Consider the following 22096-nt stretch of genomic DNA (forward strand, 5'->3'; position numbering starts at 1 on the left):
GGGGCTTCAGGCAGCTTGCGCGGTGGATGTGTCTGCGGGAGCGCTGTCGTAGCCATTGCCGTTCACGTAACCGCTGAACGCCGCCGCCAGGATCGTCTCCTGGCTCCACTGGCCGCGTTCGAAGGTGTCGACCAGCTTGCCGGCGCTCATCACCGCGATGCGGTCACAGATCAGCATCAGTTCGCGCAGGTCGCTCGATACGATCAACAGTCCCTTGCCTTGGCGCGACAGCTCGGCCAGCAGCTTGTAGATATCGAACTTGGCGCCGATGTCGATGCCGCGGGTCGGTTCGTCGAACAGCATGATCGGGCAATCGCGGTACAGCCAGCGCGCAATCACCACCTTCTGCTGGTTGCCGCCGGAAAGTTCTCCCGCTGCTTGCAAGCCGTTGCGCGAGCGGATCCGCAAGCGCTTGATATAGTCGTCGGCAACTGCGGCTTCGGCCTGCTGGTCGAGCACGCCGAGCTTGCTGACGGCGGACAGTTTGGCCAGCGTGGTGTTAAGGCCTATCGATTGCGGCAGCAGCAAACCCTGGCTCTTGCGGTCTTCGGTGATCATGGCAATGCCGGCGGCGATGGCGTCTTTCGGCGATGAAATTTTGGCCGCCTGGGTTTGATCGCCGATGAATACCTCGCCCTGGTCGGCACGATCGGCGCCGAAAATCAGGCGCAGCAATTCGGTACGGCCGGAGCCGATCAGGCCGGCGACGCCAAGGATTTCGCCGGCGCGCAGATCGAATGAAGTAGGCGCAACCACCTTGCCGCGTCCGATATTGCGCACGCGCAGCAAGGGTGCGCCGATAGTGCGATGGCCAAGATCGAGCTCGGCTTCGGCGGCGCGGCCGACCATCAGTTGCACCAGCGCTTCGGTGCTGTAGCCGCCGATGGCGTCGTCGCACACCAGCTGGCCGTCGCGCAGCACCGCGATACGGTCGGCCACGCGCTTCAGCTCTTCCAGCCGATGCGAGATATAGATGATGGCGACGCCTTCCGACTGCAGCCGCGCAATCTGCGTGAACAGCAGCTCGACTTCGCGGTTGGTCAGCATCGCGGTCGGTTCGTCCAGCACCAGCAAACGGCAGCTGCCGATCAGGTTGCGGGCGATTTCCACCATCTGCTGGTGGCCCACGCCCAGTTCGCCGACCGGCGTCCAGGGATCGAGATCGGTCAACCCTACCGCCGCCATCTGGATCCGCGTGTCCTCCGCCAGCCTGGCTTTGTCGATCCAGCCGAAGCGGTGCGGCAGCTGGTTAAAATACAGGTTTTCGGCGATGCTCAGGGTCGGGATCAGGTTCAGTTCCTGCATCACCATGCGGATGCCGAGATGTTCGGCTTCCTTGCGCGAACCTGGCCGGTACGGCTGGCCGTCGAGCTGCATGCCGCCAGTGGTGGCGTCGACCAGGCCGCAGACGATTTTCGACAACGTGCTTTTGCCGGCGCCGTTTTCGCCGGTCAGCGCCAGGATCTGGCCCGGACTGATACTGATCGTGACATCGCTCAAGACCGGTTCGACATAGGTCTTGCCGATGCCGCTCAGACTTAACAAGGGAACTGCGGATGCAGCGGCGCGCCCGTCGGAACGCGCCGCCGCCATGGATTCATTGGACATTCTGTACTCCAGCAGTGACAGCTGCAGTTATGCTTGGCGGAGCAAGGCAAAGTATTCCCTTGCCCCGCATGCAGGTTGATTACTTGCTGTCTTTGGTCACCAGCGCGACCTTGGTTTCAACAGTGCCGCCGAGGGTGTTCTGGGCTTTCTTGTCGGTAATCGCCTTCAATACCGTCTCGATGCCGAACACCGCTTGCTGCGAAGCGAACTGGTCGGCGGTTGCCAGGACGCGGCCGTCTTTCAGCATCGGCTTGATGGCGTTGATGTTGTCGTAGCCGACCACCAGCACCTTGCCGGTCTTGCCGGCAGCCTTGACCGCAGCGACCGCGCCCAGGGCCATGTTGTCGTTACCGGCCAACAATGCCTTGATGTCCGGATGCGCATTCAGCATGGCGGCGGCGATCTGGTTGCCCGGTGCCATTTCCCATTGGCCGGACTGCACGGCAACCACATTGGCGCCGGCGGTCTTCATGGCATCCTGGAAGCCCAGCGTGCGTTGTTGTGCATTGAAGGTTGTCGAGACGCCTTCAATGATGCCAACCTTGTCGCCAGTTTTGATCTGCTTGGCAAGATAGTCGCCGACCAGCTTGGCGCCCAGGCGGTTATCCGGACCGACGAACGGCACTGTAATGCCTTTTTCCTTGAGTGCTGCATCATCCAGCTTGTTGTCGATATTGACCACGATGATGCCGGCGTCGATCGCCTTCTTGATGACAGGCACCAGCGCCTTGGAGTCGGCGGGAGCGATCACCAGGCCGTTGACCTTGGAAACGATCATCTGTTCGACGATCTTGATCTGGTTGGAGGTATCGGTTTCGTCCTTGATGCCATTGGCGATCAGGTCATATTGCGCTGCGTGCGCCTTCTGGTGTTCCTTGGCGCCGTTTTCCATGGTCAGGAAAAATTCATTGGCGAGCGACTTCATCACCAGTGCAACCTTCGGTTTGGCGGCGGTCTGCGCCATGGCTGGCAAAGACGGCAAGGCGCAGACCAGGATGGTGGCGGCAATCAGCTTGAGGCGGATACGGGTATTCATCAAAAGTCTCCTGAAATTTGTTGTTGAGCAGCAGGTCCGTCGGATCGGCATGCCGCCATTTTGAATGCGCAAACGTTTGCGCGCTTCGATGATAGCACCAGATCCCGCAAAAAAACAAGGCCGTTGCTCTGCTTGCCAAAACAGCAATTGGATTATCGGGGAGGCGGCCGGACAGGCGATTCCGGCCGATGAAACAGTCGCCGGATCAGGCCAGAAGAAAACGCTCCAGCCGCTGCACGCCATCTTCCAGGCGCTCCAGCGAACTGGCGAAACACCAGCGCACGCAGCCTTCGCCTTCCGGGCCGAAGGCATTGCCGGGCGCCAGGCCGAGGCCGGCGTCGCGCACCAGCTGCTTGCACAGCGCCAGGCTGTCGTCGACGCCGTCGACGCGGAAGAACAGGTACATCGCACCTTTAGGCCGCGGCGCGGTAATTCCCGGCAAGGCGTTCAGGCGCTGGTACAGGAAATCGCGCGCCGCGCGATAACGGGCCACCGTGCTGCCGATGATTTCGTCGCCGCGCTCGATGGCAACGACGCCGGCGCGCTGCACAAAGCCGGGCGCGCAGGAAGTGTTGTACTCGATCAGCTTGCCGATGTCCGTCATCAAGGTCGGCGGCGCCACCAGCCAGCCCAGTCGCCAGCCGGTCATCAGCCAGGACTTGGAAAAGCTGTTGGAAGAAATCAGCCGGTCATCGGCATCTGCGATATCCAGGAAGGACGGCGCGCACTGCGGCGCGTCGGCCCGCTCGGTGTATACCAGCCGTTCATAGACATCGTCGGCGACAATCCAGATACCGTGCCGGCGGCAATGCGCCAGCACGATTTCCTGCTGTTCGCGCGGCATGACCCAGCCGGTCGGATTGTTGGGCGAATTCAGCAGGACGGCGCGGGTGCCCGGAGTCAGGGCGTCCAGCAGCAGCTGCAAATCGAGTTCCCAGGTCTGGCCGAACTGCAGCGCCACCCGCACAACGTCGCCGCCGAGGATTTTCGGGATCTCGGCGACATTCGGCCACAGCGGCGTCACCGCCACCACGCGGTCTCCGGGATTGATGATCAGCTGCGACAACACCATCAGCGCCGATACGCCGGACGAAGTAACCGCGATCCGGCTGGCATCGATAGGCTGGTGCAAGGCGGACAGATAGGCGGCGATCGCCGCGCGCAGCGGCGGGATGCCATAGTTGTGGGTATAGAAGGTATCGCCGTCGTCCAGCCCGGCCTTGGCCGCATCGCGGATGAACTCCGGCGTCACCTGGTCCGGCTCGCCGAACCAGAACGGCAAGACATCGTCGCGCCCCATGCCGACATTGGCGACCTCGCGGATGCGCGAGGCTTCCAGTTGACGCACCACGGCGCGGGCGACGGCAGGATGATCCAGAGACATGGCAATATCCGGTGAGCGAAAACGATAAGCAAGTGTAGCCGAAGCACGGCCAAAGCGTGGCACGGCAAAATCACCAAGCCAGTGATCCAGGCCATTCCGGCGCCAATAAAAAAGCCGCTCAGCGAGCGGCTTTTTCTGGTGCGGATCAGGCTTTATGCAGCCTTGCGCTTGGCGACCACCCTTTTGGGCGCCGCCTTTTTTACCGCTGCCTTTTTCACCGTCGGTTTTTTGGCCGCCGGCTTCTTCGCCACCGCGGTCACCTCATCCTCTTCACCTTCGACGGCCGCAGCTTTCGCCTTGCCCTTCGGCGGCGCCTTGGCTTTGCGTTCTTCGAACTCGAAGCTGACCTTGCCATCCTTGCCCTTGACCAGGAAGGCCTTGAACGGACGGCGCGTACGCTGCGAAATGAAACCAGGCAACAGATCGGTCTTGCCGTCGTTGAGCAGCTTGACCATTTGCTCCGGCAGGATTTCCTGCTGCAGGATGATGCGACCGCTGCGGAAATCGCAAGCCTTCGGTTTCGCTACCGCCTTTTCGCAGACATAGGCCAGGCCCATTTCGTAGACGCCGTTGCCGCATTTCGGGCATGGGCCCAGCGCGGTCTGGCCGGTGAAATCGACACCCTCGCCGTCTTCGCCTTCATCGTCGTTCTGGCCAAAATCGAATTCCAGCTTGTAGTTCTTGATCTCTTCGTCGCGGCTGATTTTCAGGATCGCGGCAAACGGACGCCCCATCTTCGAGCGGAATCCTTGCAGCGGTCCGATGGTGCGCTTGGTCAGCAACTCTTCGACTTCAGAAATCTCGAACTGGCGGCTGCCCGGCGTCTTGCTCATCGAGAATTCGCATTTGGTGCAGGCGAAGCGGCGATAGTTTTCCTTGACCACACTGCCGCAGTTCGGACACGGCGCCAGCAGGGTCGCATAATCGCCCGGGATGGTGTCGTTATCGTATTCCTTGGCGCGCTTGACGATGATCTGGGTCAGCTGCGCGATTTCACGCATGAACTCTTCACGGCTGATGGTGCCGCGCTCGATCTGCGACAGCTTGTGTTCCCATTCGCCGGTCAGCTCGGGTTCGGTCAGCTCATCGACGCCGAGGCCATGCAGCAAGGTCATCAGCTGGAACGCCTTGGCGGTCGGCATCATTTCCCGACCTTCGCGCAACAGGTATTTTTCGTACAGCAAACCTTCGATGGTGGCAGCACGCGTGGCCGGTGTACCGAGGCCCTTGCCGGCCATCGCTTCGCGCAGCTCGCCGTCGTCCAGCAGCTTGCCCGCGCCTTCCATCGCCGACAGCAAGGTCGCTTCGGTGTAGCGCGCCGGCGGTTTGGTGACCAGGCCGTTGGCGGTGATCTTGTCGGTCTTGACCTTCTCGTCCTTGGCCACTGCAACCAGCGTACCGCTGTTTTCCGGATCTTTTTCATCCGCGGCTTCCTTGCCGTAGATCGCCAGCCAGCCCGGATTCGTCATGACCTTGCCTTCAGTCTTGAACTGATGGCCGGACACTTCGGTGTAGCGGGTGGTGACCTGGAACTCGGCGGCCGGGAAAAACACGGCCATGAAACGGCGCGTCACCAGGTCGTACAGCTTCTGTTCCGGCTCCGACAGGTTCTTCGGCGCCTGCGTGGTCGGGATGATCGCAAAGTGATCGCTGATCTTGGTGTTGTCGAAGATGCGCTTGTTCGGCTTGACCCAGCCTTTGTTCAGGATCTGCGCCGCGAACTGCTGGTAGTTGTTGTTCTCCGACACCGTTTCCAGCGCCTGCTTGACGGTGCTCAGGTAATCTTCCGGCAGGTGGCGCGAATCGGTACGCGGATAAGTCAGCACCTTGTGCTTTTCGTACAACGCCTGCGCCAGGCCGAGGGTGTTCTTGGCGGAAAAACCGAAACGCGAGTTGGCTTCGCGCTGCAGACTGGTCAGGTCGAACAGCGCCGGCGCCATCGAGGTAGTCGGCTTCGATTCTTCCCGCACTGCACCCATCTTGCCGCGGCAGGCGGCCACGATCGATTCGGCCGCGGCTTTGCTCCACAGGCGCTCGGCGCGCTTTTCCGGATCGTTCTCGTCCTTCTTGTGGGCAGTGTCGAGCCAGCGGCCTTCATAGATGCCGGCGGCGCACACGAATTCTGCGCGCACTTCCCAGAAATCGCGCGGCACGAACTTCTTGATCTTCTCTTCGCGTTCGACCACGATCGACAGCGTCGGCGTCTGCACCCGGCCGACGGTGGTCAAATAGAAACCGCCTTCTTTCGAATTGAAGGCGGTCATTGCACGCGTGCCGTTGATGCCGATCAGCCAGTCCGCTTCGCTGCGACAGCGGGCGGCATCGGCCAGCGGCAACATGTCCTTGTCCTCGCGCAGGTGGGTGAAGCCGTCGCGTATCGCGCCCGGCGTCATCGATTGCAGCCACAGCCGCTTGACCGGCTGCTTGGCTTTCGTATATTGCGCGATCAGGCGGAAAATCAGCTCGCCTTCACGCCCGGCGTCGCAGGCGTTGATCAGGGCGGTGACATCCTTGCGCTTGATCAGCTTGTTGAGCACCTTGAGGCGCGACTCGGTCTTGGCGATCGGGTTCAGCGCAAAATGCGGCGGGATCATCGGCAGGTGGGTGAAGGTCCATTTGCCGCGCTTGACGTCGTATTCTTCAGGAACCGCGATTTCCAGCAGGTGGCCGACCGCCGAGGAAAGGACGTATTCGTCGGATTCAAAGTACTCATCGTGCTTGGTGAAGCCGCCGAGCGTCTTCGCGATGTCGTTCGCGACAGAAGGTTTCTCAGCAATGATGAGGGTCTTGCTCATAGTGTCGTCTCGAAAGTAGCGCGCATTATTTCAGCGCATGTTTTTGCTTTGGCTCGCAAGCGTCAATCCGGAAATTTAGTTGCCAGCGGGAAATCACCCGTAATATATCAGCAAACATCGCAGCAAACATCGCAGCAAACTTCACGGCCGGCGCCGCATAATGCGGCCAATGATAAGCGGGTTGTTGGAAAAATCGCAAGCAGCAAGACCTCGGTCTGGCCAGCATGCAGCAGGTGAACGTCGTGTTTAATGCAGCTGGCGCGGCTCAGGATCGTCGTCTTCGTCGAGAAACAGCTCGTCGAACATCAGGCCGTCCGGCTCCTTGCCCTGGCTCCATAGCACCATCAATACGATCACCTTGAGTTTGTCGAGCGGGACCGGGGTCTCGCTGACGGTCAGCGCACGCTCAATGACAATCTCGCGTTGCACCGGGTTGAGCATCTTGGCCGATTCCAGGAACTGGATGAAGCCGATCGCAGGAATGCCCAGTACATCAATCTCTTGCTGGGCGTAAATACGGATGCCAAAAGAAAAAGCGGTTTGCTGCGGATATTTATCGGCGAACTCGTGGTTGGTTTCCGCCAGATCCGTCAGCCAGCCGAGCGCCTTGGCTATCTCTTCTTCTTCAAAGCCGATCGCCGACAGCTTCTTGACCAAAGCCTCCGGTTCAGGGCAGGCATCGGGCCGATAATAAGTTTCATACAGATAAACAAGGACTTCAAACATGGTTCTACTGTATCGCTAAGGTAAGGGTAAGACAAGCAAAGTACAAGGGTAAGCGCAAAAACGCAGGGCAATAAAGCCGTTTCAGCCAACAGTATACGTATATTAGTATCGCAGATTTATGCCGGACCGCCCGAAATGGCAAAATATCATCCTCCTCGCGCCAGGCTTGTATCAGCCGATGCGGCGGTAAATTGCGCCGGGCAAAGCCTCTATCAGCCCCGCCAGCTCCAGCTCCAGCAACCGTCCGCCCAGGCTCGCCGCATCGCTGCCGCTGCGCGCCGCCAGAACGTCGAAACCGACCGGATCATACCCGAGTATGGCAAGCAGCTCCTGACCGCCGCTGTCAGCCGGCGCGGCGCTGGGCATCGCCGCGGGTTGCGCTGGGGTTGCCACTGCTGCCTGTAAACTGCCCAGTTCCTCCAGGATATCCTGGGCCGACTCCACCAGCTTGGCGCCCTGCTTGATCAGCTGGTGGCAACCTTTCGACAGCGGCGAATGGATCGAGCCGGGGATCGCGAACACGTCCCGTCCCTGCTCGGCCGCCATCCTGGCGGTGATCAGCGAACCGGACTGGGCCGCCGCCTCGACTACCAGCACGCCGCGCGCCAGGCCGGAAATGATGCGGTTGCGGCGCGGAAAGTTGGCGGCGACGCCAGGCATGCCCAGCGGGTATTCGCTGACGATGCAGCCGGCCTCGGCAATCTGGTGCGCCAGCCCGCGATTGCGCGCCGGGTAGACGATGTCAGCGCCGGTGCCGATCACCGCCACCGTGCTGCCGCCCTCGGGATTGCCGGCGGCGCCGCGCAAAGCGCCCTGGTGGGCGGCGGCGTCTATCCCCAAGGCCATGCCGGAGATGACGGTAAGGCCGCGCTGGCTGAGGATTTCGGCAAAGCGGTCGGCATTGGCGACGCCCTGCACCGTAGCGTTGCGGCTACCGACCACCGCCATGGCCGGCCGCTCCAGCAGTTCGGCGCGGCCCTTCACGTACAGCATCAGCGGTGGATCGGAAATGTCCAGCAGGGCTTGCGGATAGGCGCTGTCGGCTAGCGTGAACAGCCGGTTTCCCGGCTGTTGCAACCATTCCTGGGTGCGCTCTATCAGCGCCTGGACGGCATCCGATGGCGCCGCCAGCAAGGCGTAGGCAATGCGTTCGGGCACTACCTTGTGCAGGGCGGAGAAGGAACAGGAAAAGATGTTGGCCGGCAGGCCGAAGGCCACCAGCAGCCGGCGCGCAGTTTCCGCGCCGACACCGGCTGTCTGCTCCAGACGCAACCAGGCTGCCAGCTCATCTGCATCAACTGCAGCATCCGTTGCATTGCCGGCGGCTGGCGGGCGGCGGTCTGCACCGCCGCCGCCGTCATGAAGCTTATCGTCGTTTATCGTTGTCAACAGCAGTAAAGACCTTTATTCCGGCGACCTGGCGATATCGCCGATATCGACCGTGTTCTGGACTTCCATGATCAGGCCATAGGAAATATGGTTGAAGACACGGAAAATGAACAGGGTACCGTATTGTTCATCCGGCAGCTTGACCTTCTTGTTGTGATCGGCAGGATCCTTGACGGTTTTGCCGAAACGGTACAGCTGCAACACGGTGCCGATATCGATATTGTCAGCCTTGCCGCGGTTGATGCTGAGGATCTGGTTCTGCGCCGCGGTAGCCACGCCGCCATAGACCGAGACCACGCGAGCATTGACTTCGGTGGCCGGCGCATGCGGCACATAGTTCAGGATCGGCTCAACCGGGCGCGGGATGATGCGGTCGCCGACCTGCATTTCTTCCTTGGTGTCGATCACGCTGAATGTCGCCGCTTCGTCGGCAGTCTTGCCCCTGCGCTCCAGCTTCAGGGTGCCCAGGTACAGCGCTTCATTGGCGATGACCTTGCCGGTGTCCGGATCCTTGAGCGGATTGCCGGGACGGAATACCTGGAACGCGCTGGCGTCAGCCAGGTCGCCGCGGACATAGGCTTTGTCGCCCTTGCCGAGATTCAGGTGGCCGTCCTGGACCGCCACGATATGTGGCGAATTCTTCAACTCGTCGTCTTCGACGATCAGCGGCTGCGACAGGAACGGGCCGATGGCGTCGGTGGAAATGGCGGTGATCGCATCGCGGCCTATGCCTTGCACGCGCGTTTGCGGCGACAATTTGACAACGCCCGGTTCGCCGGCCGATTTGCCGAGGCGCAGGCGGCCGTTGACGCGGTCGAAATAGACGATCTGGCCTGGATAAATCCAGTGCGGATTGCGGATCTGGTCCTGGTTCAGGCCCCATACTTGCGGCCAGCACCATGGATGTTGCAGGAACTGCCCGGAGATTCCCCACAGCGTATCGCCACGCACCACAACGTGCTGGTCCGGGGCATTGGGCAAGAATTCACAACGCATGGTCTTGACCGCTTGGGCATGGGCCATGCCGCCAAATCCGGCACTTAAAGCAAGAAGGAGTGCAGCTGTGCTAAACTTTTTCATATTGTTTCCGGTGGATACTGCGTTAAATTGGCGCTTACTTGGCGCTTATACCCTCGTTTCGTCGCCGCGGCTTTGATCGGCAAAGCAAAAAACTTGCCATAGTGAATCAAATTTTGCCCATAATCGATTGAACTAGCAAGAGAAAACCCTTTCCAAACCGCCTAAATTGTTACGCAAACCTGTATGTCCTTATTAAATATCCTGCGTTATCCTGACGTCCGTTTGCACAAAATTGCCAAGCCTGTGACAGTTTTTGACACCCGGCTCAAAAAATTGATCGCCGACATGGCCGAAACCATGTACGAAGCGCCCGGCGTCGGGCTGGCTGCTTCGCAAGTCGACGTCCACGAACAACTGGTGGTGATCGACACGTCCGATACCGGCACCGACCTGCGGGTTTTCATCAATCCGGAAATCCTCTGGGCCAGCGAAGAAAAGCAGATCTACGATGAAGGCTGCCTGTCGGTGCCCGGCGTCTACGATGGCGTCGAACGTCCGGCACGAATCAAGGTGCGCGCCCTGGATGCCGACGGCAAGCCGTTTGAGGTCGATGCCGATGGCTTGCTGGCGGTGTGCATCCAGCATGAGATGGATCACTTGATGGGCAAGGTTTTTGTTGAATACCTGTCGCCTTTGAAGCGCAACCGGATCAAGGCCAAGATGCTCAAGGAAGAACGCGAGCTGAAGCGCGACAAGCAATACGCTACAAGATAGGCAACCTTTTTATATATTGCGGGACAAATGGCAAGGAACCCGTTTCCTGCTTTTTGTCCCGTAACTATTTTGGCCTTCCGCATTGGCCTCCCGCATTAGCCTCCTGTACTATCGCCCTCATGAAAATCATCTTCGCCGGAACCCCTGAATTCGCCGCGGTGGCGCTCAAGGCCTTGCACGACGCCGGCCATCAGGTCCCGCTGGTGCTGACCCAGCCCGACCGTCCCGCCGGCCGCGGCATGCAGCTGCATGCATCGCCGGTCAAGCAGTTTGCGCTGGACCATCAGATAGCGGTAGCGCAGCCGGTATCGCTGCGGCTGGACGGCAAGTACCCGGACGTCGCCAGAGAAGCCCATGCGCTGCTGCAAGCCACGCCGCACGACATCATGGTGGTGGCCGCCTACGGCCTGATCCTCCCGTCCAGCGTGCTGGACATCCCGCCGCGCGGCTGCCTCAACATCCACGGTTCGCTGCTGCCGCGCTGGCGCGGCGCGGCGCCTATCCACCGGGCGATCGAAGCCGGCGACAGCGAAACCGGCATCACCATCATGCAAATGGACCAGGGACTGGATACGGGTGCAATGCTGCTGATCGAGAAAATGACGATCGGCGCCAGCGACACTACCGGCACGCTGCATGACAAGATGGCAAAACTCGGCGGCGACTTGATTGTCGAAGCGCTGCGCCGGCTGGAGCAGAATGTCTTGCCTGCTACGCCGCAGCCGGAGCAGGGCGTGACCTATGCCGCCAAGATCAGCAAGGAAGAAGCGGCTCTCGATTTCTCGCTGCCGGCTGAAGTCCTGGAACGCAAGATACGCGCGTTCAATCCGTTCCCGGCCGCTGCCGCCGTGTTCGCCGGGGTCACCCTGAAGTTGTGGCAGGCACAAGTGATTGCCGCCGACGGCAAGCATGCCGCCGGGACCGTCATCAGCGCCGATCCGCAAGATGGCGTGATCGTCGCCTGTGGCAGCGGTGCATTGCGCATTACCGAATTGCAAAAGCCGGGCGGCAAACGCTTGCCGGCGGCTGAGTTCCTGAAAGCTTTCCCGATGCAGGGCGGCAGATTCAACTAAACGCCGATCAGGCCGCCAGCACGCATTCCAGGTTTTGAGAACCGCTCCAGCTGGCGTTCGGCGCCAGCTGGAGCGGATGCTCGACTGCGGCGGCCTCGATGCAGACAAACTGCTGGTAAGAGTCCAGCTTCAGGTCGGCAATTTTTGCGCAGCCGTTTTCCCAAGGATTCCACACCACCGCATCGGCAAACCCAGACTGGGTAGCGATCACGCTTTGCTTGTGACTGCTTAGCGTAATCGGCTTGTCGACCGCAAAATAAACCCGGTCAACTTCCTCAGTGATATGCAGTACCTCTTCCTCTGCAACCTTGATGCTGCGGTCGTCGACCGAGTCGCGGTAGCGATAGCCTTTGAGGCCGTACAAGGCAGCTTCGGCAACCTGCGCATTCAGGTAGGTATGCAAGGCGCAGGTGAATTCGAAAGGCTGGCTGCCGGTATTTTTCACCACCAGCTCGGTGTTCAGGCTCTGGCCGGAAAATGTGATGCGCAATTCAAGCGCGAATGCATGCGGGAATACCTGCCGGGTCTGTTCCGAATCGGTCAGGCCGAGGCAGATCAAGCCGCTGCCATCTACTTGGCGCGAGGACTCCAGCAAGGCCCATGCGCTAAGGCGGGCAAAACCGTGTTTCGGCAACGGCCCTTCGCTGGCGAACTGCGGGAAAATCACCGGGATGCCGCCGCGGATTGCAGCGTCGCTGCGCCATGAATTGAGCGGACTCATGAACAGACGCTCGACGCCGTCCGGTCCGCGCCAGGAACAGACATGACCGCCGTGCAGCGCCACCTCCACCCGCGCGCCGTCGGCGGCGATGGCGATGATGAAATCATTGGTTTCTTGCAGGTTTTTCGGATTTAGCACAATCATCCCTCCCGTCGCTGGTCGCGCCCCATCAACATTATGCAGAAGTTTACCGTCATATGGATTTGGAAACCGGAACGGCCAGGCTGATCCCGTGCTGCGTGAAGCCAAAGTGTTCATAGAAGCGATGCGCGTCCATGCGTTTCAGGTTGGACGACAATGCAATCTTGTAGCAGCCGGCCTCGCCGGCGATGCGCACCGCATGATCGAGCATCAGGCTGCCTATGCCCTGGCCGCGGCAGGCGCGGCTGATGACGACCGCATCCATCACTGCCTGCTCGCTGCCTTCATGGGTCAGGCTGCAGAAAACCAGCAGGCTGAAGCTGCCGACCGCCACCCCGTCGGCAAATACCAGGAAAGCCCGGAAGTACGGATAGGCAGCCATCCTGGCCATGATCTGGCGCGCGCCTTCGGCATCCAGCGTGGCGCGGGTAGGCTGATCATCCATCTCGGCCAGCAGCGCCACCAAGGTCTCGGCGTCGCCAGGCGTGGCCTGGCGCACCGTGACCTGCGGCAAAGGACGATCGGAAACGGTGGAAGTCATTGCTCTTTGCTCCGTGTCGGAATTATTCGTGAGTACAAGAACTATACCGAAAATTCCGCGCAGAGAAAAAATGGCGCGACCGGCTTGCGGAAAATCGCAAGCGGCGCGCCATCCATTGATGCAAAAACAGAAACGAAATATTTAAATAAACAATTTGCGCAAACGCGACGACACCAGGTCGATCGCGCTGACCGCCAGCACGATCATGATCAGCACGGCGCAAGTCTGGCCATATTCGAAGCTGCGGATCACCTCCCACAAGATCACGCCGATACCGCCGGCGCCGACCATGCCGACCACCGTCGCCGAACGCACGTTGGCTTCGAAGCGGTACAGCACATAGGAAATCCATAGCGGCATCACTTGCGGCAATACGCCGTAGACGATTTCTTCCAGGGCGTTGGCGCCGGTGGCGCGTATCCCTTCGACCGGCTGCGGATCGATGGCTTCGACCGCTTCCGAAAACAGCTTGGACAGCGTGCCGGTGGTCGCCACAAACAGGGCCAGCACGCCGGCAAACGGCCCCAGGCCGACCGCCACCACGAACAGCATGGCAAACACCATTTCATTGATGGCGCGCGCCGCATCCATCAAGCGCCGCACCGGCTGGTTGACCCAGGCCGGGGCGATATTGGACGACGCCAGCAAACCGCAAGGCACTGCGCACACTACCGCCAGCGCCGTACCCCAGACCGCGATCTGTATGGTCACGATCAGTTCCTGCAGGTAGGCGCGCCAGTCGTGGAAATCGGGCGGGAAAAAACTGGCGGCGTACGTGCCCATGTTGCCGCCGTCGCGCAGCAGTTCCAGCGGCCGCATGTCGGCCCCGCGCCAGGAAGCGATCAGGACCGCCAGCAGCACGCCCCAGAACAGGGTGCGGCCTATCGATTGCTTGGGCGGCGCAGGGAACGCGGTTTGCATTTTCAGAGATGTGGGACTAGATGCAGGACTTGTCATTGCTTAGGATTTGGCCAGGTCGGACAATTTGCGGTTGATATCGTCCAGCTTGGCTTTCTTGTCGTCGGCGCTCAGGTTGGCGTCGGCTTCCAGCTTGCCCTTTTGCTTGAACAGTTCCAGCTGGCGGATAGGATTCAGCTGCGCATCGCTGGACTCTTCAAAGCCGCTGTATTCCAGCTTGGCCAGCTGCACTTTTTCCTGTGCCGCGTTAGGGCCTGTCTTGCCGTAGTTGACGAAAAAATCCTTGATCTTGGCTTTGACGTCGGCCGGCAAGTCTTTACGCCACACCAGCGGGTCGGCTGCGATCAGCGGCGATTTCCAGACGATCCGAACTTCCTTGGCGATTGCCGGCTGGCGCTCTTCGATGCGGGCCATGGTGTCTGAAGCAAACACGGCGGCATCGATCTGCTTGTTGGCGACCGCCAGGATATTGGCTTCGTGATTGGAAGTGCGGATCACCTTGAACGCTGTCTTCGAATCGACATTGTTTTTTGCAAAAATGTAATAACTAGGCACTAGGAAACCGGAAGTCGAGTTCGGGTCGCCGATGCCGAAGGTCAGCCCCTTGGCGTTTTTCAGGATGTCTTCGATGCTCTTGTTCGGGCTGTCTTTTTGCACACCCACCAGGCTGTAGTAGCCGGCGCTGCCATCCGGATTGACCACATGCGCGAACACTTCGCCGCTGGCGCGGTCAACCGCTTCCATCGCCGACTTGTTGCCGAACCAGCCCATTTGCACCTTGCCGAAACGCATGCCTTCGATGATGCCGGCGTAATCGGAAGCAAAGAAACCGTTGACCTTGATGCCGGTGCGCTTGCTCAACTCATCCAGCACCGGCTGCCAGTCCTGCTTCAGGTTTTTCGACGATTCGGTCGAGATGATGCCGAAATTCAGCACCTTGACGTCGTCGGCATGGGCGGCCGCGGCTGCCAGCATCGCCATGGTGATTGCGGCGCCGGAAAATAATTTTGCAAACATGATTTGGAACTCCTGAATGGAAGAGGTGATATTCAATTGCGAGACATGTATTACAAGCTATGTTGTAAGCTGAGCTTCAGGCTGCGACCGCCAGCGCCGGTACGCCATCGAAGGGCGTAGGCACAGCGACAGCGGGACGGGTCAAGGTATTGGAACCGCCCAGGATGTCTTCTGCTTCGCTGCCGTACAGTTCGCGCAGCATTGGCTCGGTCAGGGCGCTGGAAGGGCCGTCGTAGACGACGCGTCCTTTGTGCAAGGCCACCGTGCGCGGACAAAAACGCAAGGCGACATCGACCTGGTGCAGCGACACCAGGACCGTGCTGCCATCGCGCTGGTTAACGTCGGCCAGCGTTTGCATCACGCGCCGCGCCGACTCCGGATCGAGCGAGGCAATCGGTTCGTCGGCCAGCACCACGCGCGCCTTTTGCACGATAGTGCGGGCAATCGCAGCGCGTTGCTGCTGGCCGCCGGACAATGCCGAGGCACGTTTATAGGCGTGGTCGGAAATGCCAACGCGCGCCAGCGCTTCCAGGCCCAGCGCTTTTTCTTCCGCGCTAAACAGTTTGAAGCAGCTGCGCCAGAGCGGCATGCGCGACAGGCCGCCGGTCAATACATTGGTCAGCACAGGCAGCCGGCCCACCAGGTTGAATTGCTGGAAAACGAAACCGACGTTGGCGCGCACTGCGCGGATGTTGCGGTCGACCAGGCCATCCTTCTGTACTGACTGGCCATCGATGGAGATCGTGCCGCCGCTGTTATCTGCAGCCATCAATCCTGAAATATGCCGCAAAAGAGTCGATTTCCCGGAGCCCGATGCGCCGATCAAGGCCACCATCTCGCCTTGCGCGAAGCGCAGGCTGACGTTGTCGAGGGCGCGAAAGCCGCCGCGGAACGTCTTTGACAAACCTTTGATTTCAACCATGATATGTACCGCCATTGCTCTTTTGAATGGCGGAAGTATTGCGGTCAAATATGTCAGGCGTATGAAATTCCTGTGACCATTCGGTTACAGGAAACCACGGCCGGCAGCATGGTCAGGGCCTTTCCAGGCTCAAGCAGCCGTACCGTGAGAGATGCGTTGCCATGCAACGACAGGAAGGAAGATGTGGTGGTTCTGCTAACGCTGCACGACAATCGCCGTAGCGCCGGAGCGCTGCCGGATCTGTTGCAGGGCGCTGTCGGCGTCCGCGCGGCTGGTGTACGGTCCGGCATATAAACGATACATGCCGTTCACCGCCACGCTGTCGAGCGAAGTCACGACGCCGGACAACTCCTGCATCAGGCGGGAGCGCGCGCCGTCGGCATTGGCTTGCTGCGTGTAGGCGCCGAACTGCAGGTAGTACCCGGCGGCCAGTGAGCTATTGCTGGGCGCAGGCGCCGGCGACGCCTCGCTGAGCAGCAGCGGTTGCGTCGTCAGCACCGGCATGTCCACCGATTCGGTCGTCACCACAGCAGGCGCCGTATTATCCCTGACGGGCTCGGCCGCAGCCGGCGCCAGCAATGCCGCAGCCTTCGGCGCCGGGTTGCTGCCGCGCTGCTTGTTCAGTGCGACGATGTCGGCCGGCAGCAGGCGCTCGACCTCGAGCTGGCTGCTGCCGCTGTTCAGGTAACCGAGCTTCAGCGCCGCCGTATAGGACAGGTCGATGATGCGGCTGGAGTGGAACGGCCCCCTGTCGTTGACCCGCACGATCACCTGCGCGCCGGTTTTCAGGTTGGTCACCTTGGCATAAGAAGGGATGGGCAAGGTGGGATGGGCGGCTGTCATCTTGTACATGTCGTACAGTTCGCCGGAAGATGTCTTTTGCTTATGGAATTTCTTGCCGTACCAGCTGCCGGTGCCGCGCTGCTTGAACGGCTGGTCGTCAGTCATCGGCGTGTAGGTCTTGCCAAACACGACATAAGGCTTGTTGCCGGTACGCGAATAGGGCTCGACTACCGGAATGGCGTCCGGGGTGTCCAGCAGCCCTTCGGGAACGGCGTCGCCCGGGCCGTCATCCTTGTAATAGCCGCCGCGGCCGGAGCCGGCAGGCGGCAGCGCGGGCTGGTTGCGGCCGGCGATGTTGCCGGCGCCCGATTTGGCCGGCGTGGCCGGGACCGACGACGTTTTCGGCGAAGTGCCGCAGCCGGCCAGGATCAGCGACAGCAGCAAGGCGCTGGAATAGGTAACAACGGTATAGCGGCGCCCTAGCATGCACTCCCCTGAAGATAGAGATTGAAAACAAATAATAATTGCATCAATGGACCCGGTTTCAGCCGCACAAGTTCAACCGCGCTCAAGTCTGGATCAGCTTGCGATGGCGCTGGATGCTCATCAATATGCCGGCGCCCAGCCCCAGGGTGACCAGCGCGGTGCCGCCATAACTCATGAATGGCAAAGGTACGCCAACTACCGGCAAAATGCCACTGACCATGCCCATGTTAACGAATGCATAAGTAAAGAAAATCAAGGTGATGGAGCCGGCCAGCAAGCGTGTGAACATGGTCGGCGCGTTGACCGCGATCATCATGCCGCGCCCGATCAGCAACATGTACAGGAACAGCAGGACGCAGTTGCCGATCAGGCCGAATTCTTCAGAAAATACCGCAAAAATGAAATCGGTGGTGCGTTCCGGAATGAATTCCAGATGCGCTTGCGTGCCTTTCAGCCAGCCCTTGCCAAGCACGCCGCCGGAACCGACTGCAATGGTTGACTGGATGATATGGAAACCTTTGCCGAGCGGATCCGAGGTGGGATCGATCAGCATCATCACCCGCTGCCGCTGGTAATCGTGCAGCACCGACCACAGCACCGGCAAGCTGGCGCCGGCCGCCACCGCGAGGCCGATCAGCACGCGCCACGACAGGCCGGCCAGGAAGATCACGTAGAAGCCTGCGGCCAGCACCAGGGTGCCGGTGCCGAGGTCCGGCTGCCTGATGATCAAGCCGACCGGCAATGCCAGCAGCAATGCCGCCACCACGTAATCGCGCCAGGAGATCATGCCTTCGCGCTTCTGGAAATACCAGGCCAGCATCAATGGCATCGCGATTTTCATGATTTCCGAAGGCTGGATCACCATGCCGATGTTTATCCAGCGCCGCGAACCTTTTTTTACTATCCCGAACACCGCTACCGCAATCAGCAGCGACACGCCCAGTGCATAGGCCGGTATCGCAAACCGCATCAGGGTCTGCGGCGAAACATTGGCGGCAATCCACATGATGACAAACGCTACCAGGATATTACGCAACTGGTCTTCAACTCTTCCCGGAAAATCGATTCCGGCCGAATACAGGGTGATGATACCGACCGACAATATCAAAAACATGATCAGCGACAGGGCGCCGTCAAACACCGCAATATGCGATTTGATGTTTTGCCAGACGGCATGCCTATCGGTCAGGTTCATGGTTCCAGTTACTCGCGATTACCCGGGGTTTCTTCACCCGGCTTATAGGCGTCTTCGGTGCTCTCGGTAGCCCTGGTTTGATTTTCCCGCTGTGCCGGCACGGCATCGTCTTCCTCCGACACCGGCGCTGCTGCGGGTGCCGGCGACGCCGCCTTGCCGCTGTCCCCCGGACGCTTGCCCAGCATGTAGAAATCCAATGCCTTGCGCACGATCGGTGCCGCGGCGGCAGCGCCGAAGCCACCGTTTTCGACAATCACCGCAATCGCGATGCGCGGCTTGTCGGCAGGTGCGAACGCGGTATACCAGGCATTGTCGGCCAGGCGCGTGTTATTGTGCCGCTTGTCGTATTTCTCGCCTTGTTTGATGCCTAAAACCTGGGCGGTCCCGGTCTTGCCGCCCGACTCATAACCGGCGCCGGCAAATATCGCTCGCCCTGTACCTTCGTGCGTTACACCCACCATCGCCTTCTTGATGAAATCGATATTTTCCTGCTTCAGCGGAATCCGGTAACTTTCCTTCGGCACGGTTTGCGTTCGCGTGCGCGTTGCGCCGTCTTCGATGATCTTGACCAAATGCGGTTTCATCACCACCCCGTCATTGACCAAGGTCGCTACCGCATGCGCCATCTGCAGCGGCGTGAAAGCATTAAAGCCCTGGCCGATGCCAAGTGAAATCGTGTCGCCGCCAACCCACTTCTGCGCTGCCACCCGTTTGTAGTATTTACGCTTCCAGTCAGTCGACGGCAAGATTCCGCGCTGCTCGTGCTCCAGGTCGATGCCGGTCAACTGACCGAAACCGAACGGTTTCATGAAATCGTGGATGGTGTCCGGTCCCAGGTCGTTGGCCAGCATGTAGTAATAGGTATCGCAAGATTCAACGATCGACTTGTACATGTCTACCCGTCCGTGGCCGCCTACCTTGTCGTCGCGGAACTGGTGCCCGCCCAGCATGAAATAGCCGATATCGTTGATAGCGAAAGACGTGGTGCGTTTGCCCAGCTCCAGCGCCGCCAGCGCCATGAATGGCTTGTAGGTAGACCCCGGCGCATAAGTGCCGCTCATCGGGCGATTGATCAACGGATGATCGGGCGAATTGTTCAGTTCGTCCCAGCTTTGCTGGTCGATGCCTTCAACAAACAGGTTGGGGTCGAACGACGGCTGCGAGACATACGCCAGCACGTCGCCGGTGGACGGTTCGATCGCCACCAGCGCGCCGCGCCGATCGCCGAACGCTTCCTCCGCCACCTTCTGCAGTTCGATATCGATCGACAGGATCAGGTTGTTGCCCGGCGTCGCCGACACGTGCGACATGCTGCGCACCGCGCGGCCGCTGGCGGCGATCTCGATTTCTTCGTAGCCGGTGTTGCCGTGCAGCTGCTGCTCGTAGCTCTTTTCCAGGCCGTCCTTGCCGATGTAGCTGGTGCCTTTATAGTTGGCGGCATCTTCGCTGTCATCGATGCGGTCGGCGTCCTTCTGGTTGATGCGGCCGATATAGCCGATCACGTGGGCCGCCACTTCGCCCAGCGGATACTGGCGGAACAGGCGCGCCTGCACATCTATGCCGGGGAAGCGATAACGCTGGGCGGTGAAGCGCGCCACTTCTTCGTCGCTCAGGCGGGTGCGGATCGGCAGGCTGGCAAAACTCTTGGAATCTTCCAGCATCTTCTTGAAGCGGCGCCGGTCTTTCGGCGTGATGTTGACTATCTGCGCCAGGTCGTCAATCACGCTTTCGAGATCGCCCTTGATTTTGGAACGGGTGATTTCCAATGTGTAGGCAGAATAATTGCGCGCCAGGATGACGCCGTTGCGGTCCATGATCAGGCCGCGGTTCGGCACCACCGGCACCAGCGAGATCCGGTTGTCCTCGGCCTGCGCTGCGTAGGCATCGTGGCGCACTACCTGCAGCCAGATAAAACGCGCGCCGAGCAGGCCGAAACAGATCAGCACAAAAGCCACGGCCGCCGTAATGCGCAAGCGGAACTTGCGCAATTCGTGTTCGGTGTTTTTGAATTCAGTCATGAACGCGGCTAGATGGGACGATTGTCATCGCGATCGACCGCGCGCCGCTGCGGCGCCAGCAGCAGCCACACCACCACCGGCCACAGCGCCACGCAAACGAAGCTCTCGGCGAAATACAGCCAGCCCGGAAACTTGCCGCTGACCGACATCCGTATCACCAGCTGTATCAGCTGCGTCAGCAGCATCAGAGGCAATACGTGCAGCGCTTGCACGCTGACCGAGAACCACAGCACGCGGCGGTGGATCATGATGGCAAAATAAGAAAGCAGCGTGTACGCCAGCGCATTCTGGCCGAGCAAGGTAGCTTCATGCACATCCATCAGCAGGCCCATGCAGAAAGCGATGCCGATGCCGATCTTGCGCGGCTGGTGGATGCTCCAGAACACCAGCACCAGGGCTACGAAATCGGGCACGCCCGGCCATTGACCCCAGGGCAGCAGGTTGAGCAGGAATGCCAGCAGCAGCGTCATCGCGATGAACAGCGGGTTGGCCGGCAACAGGATGTAATGAGGACGCATCATCGGACGCCGGCTCCTTGCGGATTTTTGCGAGCGGCTTCGGGATTGCTTTCTTTCCCGGCTTCTTTCGCGGCTTCTCGCGTTTTATCGCGGGTGCTTTCGGTCAACCGCCGTTTGCTCAGTATGTCGGCCTTGCTGTTGGGAATGGCGGCTTCATCGTCCGGACGCGCTACGGGATTGGGATCCACCAGCAGGATCAGCAGCTGAGTGTGCCTGTCGATGCCGGCCACCGGTTCGCAGACGATATGCGCAAAGGCGTCGGCCGATTTGCTTTCGACCTGCACTACCTTGGCTACCGACAGGCCGGCGGGATAGACGCCGTCGATGCCGGACGTCACCAGCAGGTCGCCCTTCTGGATATCGGCGTTGGAAGACATGAAACGCAAGTCCAGGTAGCCCGACTGGCCTCGTCCGTAAGCCACGCTGCGCAAGCCGTTGCGCAGCACCTGCACCGGGATCGCCTGGTCCTTGTCGGTCAGCAGCGTGACCTCGGAGGTAAAGGGGAATACGCGCGTCACCTGGCCGACGATGCCGGCGTCGTCGATCACCGGCTGGCCGGTGGCCACGCCTTGCTGCGAACCGCGGTCCATGATCACCTTGCGGGCAAACTGGTCGCGCGCGTCGTACAGGATTTCACTCATCACCGATTTCACCGGCAGCCGTTGCTCAACTCCGAGCAATTTACGCAGCTGGGCATTTTCAGAAGCCAGCTGCTGCGCCTGCTGCAATTGCTGCGCGCGTTCGCCTTGCTGGCTGCGCAGGGCCTGGTTTTCTTTTTCCACCGTCGACAGCGACGAAAAATAATCGACCACCCGGTTGGCGGCGTCGCGCGGCATCAGGGCCACCATCTGCAGGGGATAAAGCGCAGTGCCGACCGCCTGCCGCAGCAGCAGCAAGGCATGGATGCGCGAATCGGCAATCAGCAGCGCCAGCGCCAGCAGCGTGCATATCACCGCCTTGGCGCGGGCCGAAGCGCCTTGCTTGAAGAGGGGTGGTGGGCTGTATTCCATCAGTAATGGACAGATTCGGTT

19 protein-coding genes are annotated in these 22096 nt (G+C 60.3%); 2 read left to right on the top strand and 17 right to left on the bottom strand.

The window, feature by feature from the left end:
• Positions 1-6: 6 nt before the first annotated feature.
• The 7 genes from CFU_RS21340 to CFU_RS21370 form a co-directional block, all read right to left on the bottom strand.
• Complete coding sequence (locus CFU_RS21340; protein ID WP_014008075.1) at positions 7-1608, bottom strand: sugar ABC transporter ATP-binding protein; 1602 nt, start codon at positions 1606-1608, stop codon at positions 7-9.
• 79 nt (positions 1609-1687) lie between these two features.
• On the bottom strand, positions 1688-2644 hold the full coding sequence (locus CFU_RS21345) for a sugar ABC transporter substrate-binding protein (RefSeq protein WP_041742629.1): 957 nt from the start codon (positions 2642-2644) through the stop codon (positions 1688-1690).
• Positions 2645-2849: 205 nt separating this feature from the next.
• Positions 2850-4028: a pyridoxal phosphate-dependent aminotransferase gene (locus CFU_RS21350; protein WP_041742631.1), complete on the bottom strand. Its 1179-nt coding sequence runs from the start codon at positions 4026-4028 to the stop codon at positions 2850-2852.
• Positions 4029-4180: 152 nt separating this feature from the next.
• A complete protein-coding gene (locus tag CFU_RS21355) occupies positions 4181-6823 on the bottom strand; it encodes a DNA topoisomerase III (RefSeq protein WP_014008078.1) in 2643 nt (880 codons plus the stop codon).
• A 246-nt stretch (positions 6824-7069) separates the two neighbouring features.
• A complete protein-coding gene (locus CFU_RS21360; protein WP_014008079.1) occupies positions 7070-7549 on the bottom strand; it encodes a DUF494 family protein in 480 nt (159 codons plus the stop codon).
• 171 nt (positions 7550-7720) lie between these two features.
• Positions 7721-8833, bottom strand: a complete 1113-nt coding sequence (gene dprA, locus CFU_RS21365; protein WP_050808772.1) for a DNA-processing protein DprA — start codon at positions 8831-8833, stop codon at positions 7721-7723.
• A 120-nt stretch (positions 8834-8953) separates the two neighbouring features.
• Positions 8954-10018, bottom strand: coding sequence for a LysM peptidoglycan-binding domain-containing protein (locus tag CFU_RS21370; RefSeq protein WP_014008081.1), 1065 nt, complete (start codon positions 10016-10018; stop codon positions 8954-8956).
• A 183-nt stretch (positions 10019-10201) separates the two neighbouring features.
• Between CFU_RS21370 and def the strand changes: the two genes are divergently transcribed.
• Both def and fmt read left to right on the top strand, forming a co-directional pair.
• Complete coding sequence (gene def / locus CFU_RS21375; protein WP_014008082.1) at positions 10202-10732, top strand: peptide deformylase; 531 nt, start codon at positions 10202-10204, stop codon at positions 10730-10732.
• 119 nt (positions 10733-10851) lie between these two features.
• Complete coding sequence (gene fmt, locus CFU_RS21380) at positions 10852-11805, top strand: methionyl-tRNA formyltransferase (RefSeq protein ID WP_041742633.1); 954 nt, start codon at positions 10852-10854, stop codon at positions 11803-11805.
• A gap of 7 nt (positions 11806-11812) precedes the next feature.
• Here the strand turns inward: fmt and CFU_RS21385 are convergent, their stop codons facing one another.
• From CFU_RS21385 to mreC, 10 genes are all read right to left on the bottom strand, one after another.
• Positions 11813-12664 carry a D-hexose-6-phosphate mutarotase gene (locus CFU_RS21385; protein WP_190275192.1) on the bottom strand — a complete coding sequence of 284 codons (852 nt, stop codon included), beginning with the start codon at positions 12662-12664 and terminating at the stop codon, positions 11813-11815.
• Positions 12665-12719: 55 nt separating this feature from the next.
• Positions 12720-13208, bottom strand: coding sequence for a GNAT family N-acetyltransferase (locus CFU_RS21390; protein WP_014008085.1), 489 nt, complete (start codon positions 13206-13208; stop codon positions 12720-12722).
• 141 nt (positions 13209-13349) lie between these two features.
• Positions 13350-14129 (bottom strand): phosphonate ABC transporter, permease protein PhnE, encoded by a 780-nt coding sequence (phnE, locus tag CFU_RS21395; RefSeq protein WP_148264909.1) that lies wholly within the window; start codon positions 14127-14129, stop codon positions 13350-13352.
• A 39-nt stretch (positions 14130-14168) separates the two neighbouring features.
• Positions 14169-15143 carry a phosphonate ABC transporter substrate-binding protein gene (phnD, locus tag CFU_RS21400; protein ID WP_041742635.1) on the bottom strand — a complete coding sequence of 325 codons (975 nt, stop codon included), beginning with the start codon at positions 15141-15143 and terminating at the stop codon, positions 14169-14171.
• Positions 15144-15219: 76 nt separating this feature from the next.
• Positions 15220-16065 (bottom strand): phosphonate ABC transporter ATP-binding protein, encoded by an 846-nt coding sequence (phnC, locus tag CFU_RS21405; protein ID WP_050808773.1) that lies wholly within the window; start codon positions 16063-16065, stop codon positions 15220-15222.
• Between the two features lie 195 nt (positions 16066-16260).
• Complete coding sequence (locus CFU_RS21410) at positions 16261-17334, bottom strand: septal ring lytic transglycosylase RlpA family protein (RefSeq protein WP_014008089.1); 1074 nt, start codon at positions 17332-17334, stop codon at positions 16261-16263.
• Between the two features lie 82 nt (positions 17335-17416).
• Positions 17417-18529, bottom strand: a complete 1113-nt coding sequence (rodA, locus tag CFU_RS21415; RefSeq protein ID WP_014008090.1) for a rod shape-determining protein RodA — start codon at positions 18527-18529, stop codon at positions 17417-17419.
• A gap of 8 nt (positions 18530-18537) precedes the next feature.
• A complete protein-coding gene (gene mrdA, locus CFU_RS21420) occupies positions 18538-20547 on the bottom strand; it encodes a penicillin-binding protein 2 (RefSeq protein WP_014008091.1) in 2010 nt (669 codons plus the stop codon).
• Between the two features lie 8 nt (positions 20548-20555).
• Complete coding sequence (gene mreD, locus CFU_RS21425) at positions 20556-21068, bottom strand: rod shape-determining protein MreD (protein ID WP_014008092.1); 513 nt, start codon at positions 21066-21068, stop codon at positions 20556-20558.
• Positions 21065-22075, bottom strand: a complete 1011-nt coding sequence (mreC, locus tag CFU_RS21430; protein WP_014008093.1) for a rod shape-determining protein MreC — start codon at positions 22073-22075, stop codon at positions 21065-21067. Before mreC ends, mreD begins: the two co-directional genes overlap by 4 nt.
• Positions 22076-22096: the final 21 nt, after the last annotated feature.

Source organism: Collimonas fungivorans Ter331 (assembly GCF_000221045.1).
Lineage (GTDB): Bacteria > Pseudomonadota > Gammaproteobacteria > Burkholderiales > Burkholderiaceae_D > Collimonas > Collimonas fungivorans_A.